Genomic DNA, 10,697 nt, shown 5'->3' on the forward strand with positions numbered 1-10,697 from the left:
CGGCGGCGAGGACGAAGCGTCTTCGCCGCCGACGCAGGCCCGCTCAGTTCACCATCACGCGAACCCGACCAGCCACTTCTGCGCGTCGGTGTTGTTGCACTGGAACAGCTGCACGGCCAGCCGCCGCGTGCTCGCGTTGCCCGGCACGTCGATGCAGAAACCGGTGTCCCGGAACCCCACCCTGGCCATCAGCGTCACGACGTCCGGCAGCGATCTGCTGCTCTTGAACTGGTCGTTGCTGATCGGCGCGCACTGGTTCTGCAGGAGCCGCGCCTGGTTGAAGGCGCCGTCGAAGGCGTCGAAGCACAGGTGACTCGCCTCGTTGGCGAACTGCCACCGGTTGGTTCCCCCGAAGCCCTGCGCGCTCCAGCGCTGCGCGGCGGACCCGTCGCAGTCCACCTGCACGATCGACGCGAACAGCTCGACCGACTTGTCCAGCGGTTCCAGGCACAAGCCGTTGACGTTCTTGATGGGATGCGGATCGGCGGCGTGCGCGACCCCCGCGCCCAGCACGGTCATCCCCACGGCCATCAGGCCCGCTGAAACCGCCGCGAACACCTTGGTGCGGATCTTCATGGTTGCTCCCTCTTCCGGTCGGCACCAGATCGAGGCAGTGGCCCCGCCCACCGGCCTCAGGACGCATCCTCCGTCGGCCCGTCGACAGGTCTTCGACAATCCGTCGACAGCTTCAGTCGTCGAACCGGATCACTTCGGCCGCGACCCGCGGCCTCGTGAACTTCGGCTGGCGGGTGATCGTCCGCAGGAGGCTCTCCGCGCCCTCGACGGTCGGCGCGGACACCACGTAGTGGTCGGCCGACTGGGGCAGCAGGAAGTCCGGCAGGTCGTCCGGTGTGTGCGGCGGGAGCACGACCGGGAGGAGCTTCTTCGTCCACGTTTCGCGATCGGTGTGCTGCTTGTCGGCCAGCACGACGAGCTCGGACTGCATGCCCCGGTTCGCCTTGTTGGCGACTTCGCCGTTGCCGACGGCCTTGCAGAGCGGAGAGGCGACGACCAGCACGAAGTCGGCGGCCCGGATGTTGTGGATCGCCCAGTGACCCCAGTTGCGGCGCTGCTCCAGGTCCCAGCGGTCGAGGTGCGTGTCGATCCCGCACTCGCACAGGAAGTCGGCGAGCTTCCGCACCGCTTCCACGTGCCGGGCGTCGTCGTGGGTGTAGGAGATGAACACGCGGGGCGCCGCCGTCCCGGTCACCCGGACCGCGGGCGCGCTCTCCGGTTCCACCGCGCGAGTGCCCCGGTCCAGCCGGAGGGTGAACCGGGAGTGGTCCGCCGTCGGCACCATTCCGAGAGCGTCGTCCGGCGTGAGGTCGTGGCGCATCGCCACCTCCACCTCGACCTCCGGGCTTCCCGGCGGCACGGCGAGAACCAGCCACGACACGCGCGAACCCGGGTGGACGCCGGCCGCGGAGTACCGCCAGCGGACGTCCGGCCCGCCGAGGCCGAACACGTCCACCACCGGCTCGTACGCCGGGAGGTGGAGGTCACCTTGGCCGGCGACGAAAGCGAGGCCACCGTCAAGCCGGTGGGAAGCCGCCGGCTGCGGTGCCAGGACCGTGCGCGGGATCGCGTCGACGACGATCGCGTCACCGTTCCCGGGCGCGGAAAAGGTGTAGCCCACTTCGAACCACCGCGGGCCGGGAACTCCGGGTTCCCGACGCAGTTCCGCGTTGATCTTCAGGAGATGGACGTCGTGGTCGCCGAAGCCGGCCGGGGACCGCACGGCGTCGACGTGCCAGCCGCGCAGCCGCAGCGTGCCCAGGTCGACCTTGGCCGGCTCCGCATCGATCGTCCGGGCACCGGCGTCCACCAAGCCGAACGACAGCTCGCACAGTTCTTCCTCCACGGCGCCTCCCCGGCCGGTCGCGAGCGGCCAGAGTAGCCCGCCGGTCGTGGCATCCTGGCCGCGTGCCCCCGGACGACGAGCGGAACCCCGGACGTGACGCCGCGTTGCGCGACCTCGTCGGCCTGGTGACCCGCTTCGGGGAGACCGCCGATCCGGAGGTGCTCACGTCGGCCGACGCCGACCGCTGCCTCTCGGCCTTGGCCGCCGCGGCCGATGTGGAGGTGGACCTGCAGGTCCGCCACGCGCTCGGCACCCTGCACTGGTTACGCCACAGCGTCACGGGCGAAGACGACGACCTACGGCTTTCCGTAGCACTGCTCGGCTCTTTCGCGGACTCGGCCCCCGCCCTGGTGCCCGTCGCCATGTGGCCGCTGCTGGCCGGGGGGACGACGACCGCCGGGACGGCGGCGAACCGGCTCGTGCGGCGGTTCCTGGAGTCCGGTGACCGCGCGGTGCTCCTGCCCGCGCTGGACTTGTTCCGCACCGCGGCCGGCGATCAGCGGAGCGCGTCGCTGTCCAACCTGTGCGCGGCCCTCCAGCTGGCCGCCGAACACCTGCCGGACCCCGGTTTGCTTCCCGAAGCCGTCTCCGCCGGACGGGCCGCGGTCGCGGCCGGCGAAGGCAGCCGGACCGCGCACATCCACCTCAGCCAGGCGCTCGTGGCGCTCGGTCTCCACCGCGGGGACGCGAACACGACGGCAGAAGGCGTCGCCGTCGCCCGGGCAGCGCTGGCCGGCTCGGCGGATCGAGCGGGTGCGAACCAGGTTCTCGCCGCCGCGCTCCAAGCGGAGCACTCGCTCAGCGGAGGACTCGAAAAACTTCGCGAGGCAGCCGACCTGACCGGGGAAGCCGCGAAGCTCGTTCCGCTCGGCACACCCGAGGCGATCCGGGTGCACGCCAACCACACCGCCGCGCTCAACGCCCTGTTCGACGGCGACGGGTCCACCGCCACCCTCGCCGAAGCGGTGTCCGCGGGCCGAGCCGTCGCCGAGGACCTCGGCCCCGGCCGGCCCGAAGCACGCGTAGTCCTGGGCAACCTCGCCATGAGCTTGCTCAGCCTGCACGAACGCACGCACGAAACCGCCCTCCTCGACGAGGCCGAAAAGCACACGGAAAACGCCATCGCGGCCGCGGCGCACCAGCCGGCCGACGCCGCCGCGCTGCGCGCCAACCTCAGCCTGATCCACCGGACCCGGTTCTCCCGCACCCGGTCACCGGATGCCCTCGACCTCGCGATCACGACCGGCCGGGCCGCGCTCGGCGGTATGGACGAACGCGATCCACGCCGCACGGCCGCCGCGGCGAACCTCTCGCACGCGCTGCACGCCCGCTTCCGGCAGTCCGGTGACCTCGCCTCGCTTCGCGAAGCCGCGGACCGCGCGCGTGAAGTGGTCGCGCGGACGCCGAAACCGGCACCGAGCCGCCCCGGACGGCTCGCCGACCTCTGCGCGGTGCTGCGCAGCCTGTTCGAACGGACCCGCGCACCCGAAGTCGCCGTCGAGGCGGCGCGGGCCGCCCGAGAAGCCGTGCTCGACGTGTCGGAGCAGGCTCCCGAGTTCCCCACGGTGCTGAACACCACCGCGCTGCTGCTCCGCACGGTTTCCGCCGCGGCCGGAGACGACGAAATGCTGGCCGAAGCCGACCGGTTGAGCCGCGCGGCCGTGCAGGCCACTCCCCCGGGCTCGCCGGACCTGCCGGCCAGGCTGTCGAACAAGATGATCATCAGCCGGTCGCGGTGGCAACGCACCGGTGATCCCCGGCACCTCCGCGACGCCGTCGAGCAAGGTCGTGCCGCGATCGGCTTGATCGACGACGGGCACCCGGACCTGCCGTCCGTCCGGGCGAACCTCGGCCTCGCCCTCAGCACGCTGCACGACGTCGACGGCACCACCAGCCTCCGGGCGGAAGCGCTGCGCTGCTACACCGACGCGGCCCGGTCGCCGCGCGCGGTCCCGCTCCTGCGGATCTGGGCCGCGCGGTCCGCGGCGGCTCTGGCCGTGGCCGAGGAGGACCTCGAGACCGCCACCGCCCACCTCGAAGACGCCGTCGCACTCCTCCCGCGCTTGGCCGGGCGCGCGCTCGGCCGCGACGACCGGGAGCACCTCCTCGGCCGGATCAACGGGTTCGCCGCTCAGCTCGGCCGGACGTTCTGCCTCACCGGTGCGCCGGATCGCGCGGTGGAGCTGCTGGAGCAGGTCCGTGGCTTGCTCCAGGCGGAGACGATGCAGGAGCGCGGTGCGGACTTCGCCGACCTGCGCCGGCTGGCCCCGGACGTCGCCGACCGCGTCGACGAGGTCCTCGGCGAGTTCGCGGCCGACGAACCGGCCGACGACGACCCGCTCGCCACACCCGATGCCGCCCAACGGCGGGAACGGCTCGACCGGCGCTGGCGTGACCTGGTCGTCGAGGCGCGGGGCAGGCCCGGGCTGAAGAACTTCCTGCGGCCACCGGAACTGAGCGAGCTGCGCTCGGCCGCGCGCGGCGGGCCGGTGGTGTACGTGTACGCGCACAACGACGGCTGCGGGGCGCTGGTGGTCCGCGCCGACGCTCCCGTCCGGATCGTCGAGCTCGACGAGAACCTGCGCAGCGACGAGGTCTTCGCCCGGGCCAACGAACTTCGCGCGGCGATCGCGGCGAGCACCGACAAGGCGTACGTGACGAGGGTGTCGGCCGAACGGCAGGTGTCCGGGATCCTCGAGTGGCTGTGGGACGCCTTCGCCGGTCCGATCCTGGCCGAGCTCGGCGAGCCGGAACGCGTGTGGTGGTGCCCGATCGGCGTCATGGGTTACTTCCCGATCCACGCCGCGGGTCACCACCGCGAAGGAGCCGGCCGGACCGTCCTCGACCGGGTCGTGTCGTCGTACACGCCGACGTTGCGGGCGTTGGGCTACGCCGCGGAACGCGCCGAGGGGGACGGCACCGCCGTGCTCGTCTCCGTGCCTTCACCACCGGATGCCGCGCGGCTGCGTGGCGTCGCGGCCGAAGTCGCCGCGTTGAGCGCGCTGCTCCCGGAGGCCCGGCTGCTCACCGGTGAAGCCGCCGTCGCGGACGCCGTCGTGACGGCGATGCGGCGGGCGGCCATCAGCCACCTGGCGTGCCACGGCGTCTCCGACTGGGCCGCGCCGGGCTTCTCGCGCCTGCTCCTCGCCGACCACGACACCAGCCCGCTCACCTTGCGCGGGCTCGCGGGCTTGGACTTCGCCGGAGCCGCGCTGTGCTACCTGTCGGCGTGCTCCACATCGGACGCCGCACCGCAACTGGCCGACCAGGCCCTGCACATCACGTCCGCGGTCCAGCTGATCGGCTACCGGCACGTGATCGGCACTCTCTGGCCCGTCAACGACAGGTCCGCCCGCATGATCGCGACGGGGTTCTACAGCCGGCTGCGGGGCGAAAAAGGCGTGCCGGACACCGCGGTCTCGGCCACCGCGCTCAGGGCGGCGGTCGCCGAGACCCGGGATGTCATGCCCGGCGTGCCGAGTCACTGGGCCGGCCACGTCCACGTCGGTTGCTGACGACGTTGATCCGGCCGTTCTGGTTGGTGGCCGACGGCTGACCCGATCTCTCCGGTCACGCGAAAGGCCCCGCGCCAACCGGCGCGGGGCCCTTCGAGGTGAAGCGAAGTTACTTCTTCTTGGCAGCCGAGGTGCGCTTGGCCGCGGCCTTGGCTGCGGCCGGCTTCTTCGCCGCGGTGGCGGTCTTGGCGGCAGCGGCCGGCTTGGCGGCGGCCTTCGCCCGCGTGGTGGTCGCCTTCGCCGTGGTGGCCTTGGCCGCGGTGGTCTTCGCCGCCGCGGTCTTCGGAGCCGCCTTGGTGGCGGTGGCCTTCGCGGCCGGCTTCGCCGCGGTGGCGCGGGTCCGCGTGGTCGTCGCCCGCGTGGTGGCCGGCTTCGCGGCGGCCGCACGCGTGGTGCGGGTCGTCGTCGCCTTGGCCGGAGCCGCGGCGGCCGCGGTCTTCGTGGCCGTCGCCCGGGCCGCGGTCGCGGTGGCACGCTTGACCGGCGTGGCCTTCGGGAGCTTCTTGCTGCCGGAGATGACGTCCTTGAACGTCGTGCCGGCGCGGAAGGCGGGAACGTTGGTCTTCTTGACCTTCACGGCCTCACCGGTACGCGGGTTGCGCGCAGTGCGAGCGGCGCGAGCGCGCTTCTCGAACACACCGAAACCGGTGATGTTGACCTTCTCGCCCTTGTTGACCGTACGGATGATGATGTCCACCAAGCCGTCAACGGCCTGCGCAGCCACCTTCTTGTCGTCGCCCAGACGCTCCGACAGCGCCTCGATCAGCTGGGCCTTGTTCGTCATTCCAGTCCTCCATAGTGGAACTAGCCGTCAGGCCCATCGGCCGACGTCGCACAGAGTAATCCCCCTGCGCCCGAAATTCCAAACAAGGGTGACCACAAACTCTGCTGTGTCGCCAAGAAAGTCTCGATCGACCACCTCCACATCCGCCGCGGCGACAGCGACGGATTCACCGCCAACGCCTCTGACCTGCTGATTCGCAACAGCGACGGCAGTCGAGTCCATATAGGACGCGCATCGAGTCGATCAATTGTTCGACCTGGTTCGCGAGAAACCCAGACGGCGCAACGAGTACCTACGTTCGGCCGGACAGCAGCGAACCGGCCAAGGCGCTGGTCTCCTCATCCGGTTCCACTCCGAGCGACGCGGCCAGTAGCGGATTTCATTCGCCGGTTCGGCTTGCAGACCTCGCGTCGCGGCTCGACGCGCGGCCGGGCGTGCTCTCTCCGAATCCCACGAGCGTCACCGTCGTCTGCTCGGCCCAGGGTGCGACGGCCAAGTCCCAGGCCAGGGCAAGCAAGACCGCTTCAGCCGCCGTCCTGTCGCCCCCGAGGGTCGCAGTGCGCGATCGAGAACATCGACCGTCGCGGGGTCCTCGGCTGTCCGGAGTTCCCGCTCGAAGCCGCCCGGCTTCGGGACGTCGACCCGGTGGCCGGGCCGGCGTGCTCGCCCGCGCCGGACCGCCAAGGCCGTCAAGATGCCTTGGCGGGAAGCCTGAGGATGTCGCCGGGATGGAACTCGGGCGTCCAGGCCGCGTTCGTCTCCAGGCACAGCAGCACCATGCGACGGCGGCAGACGACAACAGGCTACGAAGACGATGCAACGCAGGGCGTCCGGCATCTGCGCCCGAGCTCGGCGAGCAACGCCCGGTCCAGAACCACGGCCGTGGCCCTGTCGACTTCCGCATCTGTGGTTGGCAGTGCGGCGCAGGCCCGGTCATCGCGGTGACCGGGCCCGCGTACTGGTTCAGCTGACCGTGAGGTTCGCGATCGAGGGCGTGGTCGGCTGCAGGGATCCGGTGGCGGGCTCGACGGTCACCGCGACACCGTCGATGCCCGTGGGCAGGGCCACTTCGAGGGTGCCCTCGGCGCCGATCAGCCCTGCCGACCGCGGTGCGCCCGGCCCGGTCAGCCACACCTCGTAGGCGTGACCGGCGTCCAGTCGCGGCAGCTCCCGCGCGGCGACGAGGACCTTGCCCAGCTGCCGGGAGGCCGTGGCCGAGACCGAGCCGCCGCCATTCGCGGTCGCGCGCACGGTGGTCGCGTCGGGCGCGGAGGCCACCGCGCCACCCTCGGCCACCGGCACCGGACGGCCGGACACCGACTGGTCCAGTCCGATGCTGATGCCGCCGACGAGCACCGCCGCCGCGGCGGCGACCGACGCCACCCCGATCAGCGCACGCCGGTGCCACGGGGTGCGGCGTGCCGGTACCGCTGGCTCAGCGGGGACACGGGGTGGCTGCTGGCGCGTCTGGGAGACCTCGATGAGCACTCGCCGGCGGAAGGTCTCGTCCGGGCCGACGGCGACGGCGGTGGCCAGGAGGGCGGCGGTCTCGCGGAAGCCGGCGACTTCTTCGGCGCAGACGGGGCATTCGCCCAGGTGGCGGGTGAACGCGGCGCGTTCGAGGTCGTCGACCGCGTCAAGGGCGTACGCGCCGGCGAGGATGTGGGCGTCGGCGGTGGTCATCGGTGCACTCCCAGGGCGTCACGCAGGCGGACGAGTCCGTCGCGCATGCGGGTCTTGACGGTGCCGACCGCGACACCGAGCTTTTCGGAAACCTCCCGGGTGGTGTAGCCCTGGAAGTAGGCGAGCAGGATCGATTCCCGCTGGAGGTCGGTCAGGACTGCCAGCGCGGCGCGGACCTGCGCGCGGTCGAGCTGATCGAGCGTCGCCTCGGTGACGTCGTCGTAGGGGCGACGCAGATCGAGTCGCTCGGCTCGGTCTTCCCGGTTGATCGCGGACTGCTCGGACCGGACCCGGTCGATCGCGCGGCGGTGGGCGATGGTCAGTGCCCAGGTCTGCACGCGTCCGCGTCGGGCGTCGAACGTGGCTGCCTTGCGCCAGATCTCCAGGAGGACCTCCTGGGTGACCTCTTCGGCGTGGGCCCGGGAGCGCAGCACCTGGAGCACGGTGCCGAAGATCGGCCCGACCAGCAGGTCGTAGAGCGCGGCGAAGGCCTGCTCGTCCCCCAGCGCGGTGCGGGCGAGCAGCTGTTCCGGTGAGTTCCGCGGCTCCGGACCGGTGACGGTGCGGAGCGCGACTGCGTGGGCGGTCATGGCACCTGTCCTTCCGGCGCCGCGGTGGGCGGCGTGTCACGAGGAGTTCGTCCCGGCCGGCCCACGCGGATTGGTGTTGCGACGAGAAACCCGGCTGGTCACCCGCACGGAGGAGCGGAACTTGGCTGTCCACAGTGGATCCGCCAAGCCGCGGTGTCGTCCGGTCGGCGCGCCGGTGCTGCTGTTCGGGTTCGGCGCCGAGCTGACCTACGCCGGCCAGGTCATCAGCTGCCCGTGAGACTTCTTTTCACCCGATCCAGTGTGACGCAGGCAGCACGACCAATACTTCGACCGCGCCGCGTCGAATTGACGGTATGACCGCCACCGAACTCGATCCGGAAGCACCGCCGCGCAGCCGGCTACGGTTTTTCGCTGCCGCGTTCACCGGTGTTCTCGCCCTGGCCGCCGCGCTGGCGGCCGGGCACCTCGTAGCGGGGTTCATCAACGTCAACGCCTCGCCGTACCTCGCGGTCGGCAACGGCGCCATCGACCTCACCCCGGTCGAGCTGAAGGACTTCGCCGTCCGCACGTTCGGGACCTACGACAAGCTGGTGCTGCTCGGCAGTATGGCCGTCGTGATGGTCGGCGTCGCCGCGCTGGCGGGTGTCCTTTCGCGACGGTCCCCAGTACCCGGCACCGTGCTCATCGCCCTCTTCGGCCTCGTCGGCGCCTTCGCCGTGTTCGAGCGGCCCGACCTGACCGCCGTGGCGCTGCTCGCGCCGATCGCCAGCCTGGTCGTGGGCATCGCCGTGTTCCTGCTGCTGCACCGGATCGCGCCGCGCGTGTGGCGGGAGCCGGACGCGGACGAGAAGTCCGGCACGTCGCGGCGGGCGTTCCTGCTGGGCGGCGCCGGAGTCGTCGTCGGCGCCGGCGCGGCCGGGCTCGGTGGTCAGCTGATCAGCTCGTCCCGCGATGCCACCGCGTCCCGGGAAGCGGTCGGCAAGCTGGTTCCCGCGCGCACCGCGCCGACGATCCCGGCCGACGCGGACTTCGCCAAGCTCGGTACGCCGCCGTTCCTGACACCGAACGACAAGTTCTACCGCGTCGACACCGCGTTGTCGGTGCCGCAAGTGCGGACCGAGGACTGGAGCCTGCGGCTGCACGGCATGGTCGACCGTGAAATCCGCTACAGCTACCAAGACATCCGCAGCCGGCCGCTGGTCGAGCGCACGGTCACGATGACGTGTGTGTCCAATGAGGTCGGTGGCGACTACGTGTCCACGTCGAACTTCATCGGTGTCGACCTGGCCGACCTGCTCGCCGAAGCCGGGGTGAAACCCGGTGCCGAGCAGTTGTTCTGCACCAGTGTCGACGGCTGGACCTCGGGTACGCCGGTCGCGGCGGCGCAGGACCGCGGGCGCGGTGCGATGCTCGCGATCGGGATGAACGGCGAGCCGTTGCCGTTGGAGCACGGGTTCCCGGCCCGGCTGGTCACGCCCGGCCTGTTCGGTTATGTCTCCGCCACCAAATGGGTCGTCGATATCGAAGTCACCACGTGGGCCGCCCGGCAGGCGTACTGGCTCAAGCGTGGCTGGAGTCAGGAAGCGCCCATCAAGACGGAGTCGCGGATCGACTCGCACCGTGGGTTCGCGAACGTCCGAACGGGAAAAGTGCGGGTCGCGGGGGTCGCGTGGGCTCAGCACACGGGGATCGAGAAGGTCGAGGTCCGCGTCGACCAGGGACCGTGGCAGGAAACCACGCTGTCGCAGGAGGTCAACCCGAACACGTGGCGGATGTGGTGGACCGAGCTCGACATCCCGGCCGGGGTGCACCAGGTGTTCTGCCGTGCCACCGACAAGTCCGGTTACACCCAGACCGACCAGCGGGCGGGCACGGTGCCCGACGGCGCGACGGGGTGGCACAACGTCACGTTCACCGCAGCCTGAAAATTTTCTTCCCGATCCACCAATCCGGTTCCCGCCGGGCCCCGAATCACTGACAACAAGAGGTTTTCGCCGACTCGGCCAGCCTCAGCCGCGTAATCAATTGGAGTGAATTCTCGTGCGTAACCTTCGTATTGCCGGAATCGGTCTGACCGCGGCCGCCGCGCTCACCCTCACCGCGTGCGGCAGCAGCGACACCGGTTCGTCCGCCTCCAGCAGCGCCCCGGCTCCGTCGTCGTCGATGGCCGCGCCGTCGTCGAGCATGGCTTCCGGCGCGTCCGACGGTGTGACCACCAACGCCGACGTCTTCGGTCCCGCCTGTTCGCAGCTGCCGCAGGGTTCCGCGCCCGGTTCGCTGGACTCGATGGGCCCGCAGCCGGT

The 10,697-nt window shown here is 71.2% G+C and carries 7 protein-coding genes and 1 pseudogene; 3 read left to right on the forward strand and 5 right to left on the reverse strand.

All coding sequences use genetic code 11. The annotated features are described in order from the left end of the window. Positions 1-54: 54 nt before the first annotated feature. Together BLV96_RS35540 and BLV96_RS35545 are read right to left on the reverse strand one after the other, a co-directional pair. Positions 55-576 (reverse strand): RICIN domain-containing protein, encoded by a 522-nt coding sequence (locus BLV96_RS35540; RefSeq protein ID WP_086677957.1) that lies wholly within the window; start codon positions 574-576, stop codon positions 55-57. 112 nt (positions 577-688) lie between these two features. After that, on the reverse strand, positions 689-1,861 hold the full coding sequence (locus tag BLV96_RS35545; RefSeq protein ID WP_086677958.1) for an SEFIR domain-containing protein: 1,173 nt from the start codon (positions 1,859-1,861) through the stop codon (positions 689-691). A gap of 62 nt (positions 1,862-1,923) precedes the next feature. On the opposite strand from BLV96_RS35545, the gene BLV96_RS35550 reads away from it, so the two are divergent. Further along, positions 1,924-5,376 (forward strand): CHAT domain-containing protein, encoded by a 3,453-nt coding sequence (locus BLV96_RS35550; RefSeq protein WP_086677959.1) that lies wholly within the window; start codon positions 1,924-1,926, stop codon positions 5,374-5,376. A gap of 109 nt (positions 5,377-5,485) precedes the next feature. Here BLV96_RS35550 and BLV96_RS35555 read toward each other — a convergent pair whose 3' ends face one another. The 3 genes from BLV96_RS35555 to sigK form a co-directional block, all read right to left on the reverse strand. Next, complete coding sequence (locus tag BLV96_RS35555; protein WP_086677960.1) at positions 5,486-6,160, reverse strand: HU family DNA-binding protein; 675 nt, start codon at positions 6,158-6,160, stop codon at positions 5,486-5,488. 963 nt (positions 6,161-7,123) lie between these two features. Then, a complete protein-coding gene (locus tag BLV96_RS35560; RefSeq protein WP_086677961.1) occupies positions 7,124-7,843 on the reverse strand; it encodes an anti-sigma factor in 720 nt (239 codons plus the stop codon). After that, positions 7,840-8,433, reverse strand: coding sequence for an ECF RNA polymerase sigma factor SigK (gene sigK, locus BLV96_RS35565; protein ID WP_086677962.1), 594 nt, complete (start codon positions 8,431-8,433; stop codon positions 7,840-7,842). The genes BLV96_RS35560 and sigK overlap by 4 nt, the downstream gene beginning before the upstream one ends. 314 nt (positions 8,434-8,747) lie before the next feature. Here sigK and BLV96_RS35570 point away from each other — a divergent pair, with 314 nt between their 5' ends. Continuing rightward, a complete protein-coding gene (locus tag BLV96_RS35570) occupies positions 8,748-10,319 on the forward strand; it encodes a molybdopterin-dependent oxidoreductase (RefSeq protein ID WP_208608407.1) in 1,572 nt (523 codons plus the stop codon). Positions 10,320-10,434: 115 nt separating this feature from the next. Further along, a pseudogene (locus BLV96_RS35575) lies at positions 10,435-10,697 on the forward strand (fasciclin domain-containing protein); the annotation flags it as partial.

Origin of the sequence: Amycolatopsis pretoriensis, assembly GCF_900107925.1 — a bacterium.
GTDB lineage: Bacteria > Actinomycetota > Actinomycetes > Mycobacteriales > Pseudonocardiaceae > Amycolatopsis > Amycolatopsis pretoriensis.

Excerpts from the sequence above, each read along its gene's own strand:
- BLV96_RS35540 (WP_086677957.1), bottom strand. The coding sequence starts at position 576 with ATGAAGATCCGCACCAAGGTGTTCGCGGCGGTTTCAGCGGGCCTGATG.
- BLV96_RS35570 (WP_208608407.1), top strand. The coding sequence starts at position 8,748 with ATGACCGCCACCGAACTCGATCCGGAAGCACCGCCGCGCAGCCGGCTA.
- BLV96_RS35560 (WP_086677961.1), bottom strand. The coding sequence starts at position 7,843 with ATGACCACCGCCGACGCCCACATCCTCGCCGGCGCGTACGCCCTTGAC.
- sigK (WP_086677962.1), bottom strand. The coding sequence starts at position 8,433 with ATGACCGCCCACGCAGTCGCGCTCCGCACCGTCACCGGTCCGGAGCCG.
- BLV96_RS35555 (WP_086677960.1), bottom strand. The coding sequence starts at position 6,160 with ATGACGAACAAGGCCCAGCTGATCGAGGCGCTGTCGGAGCGTCTGGGC.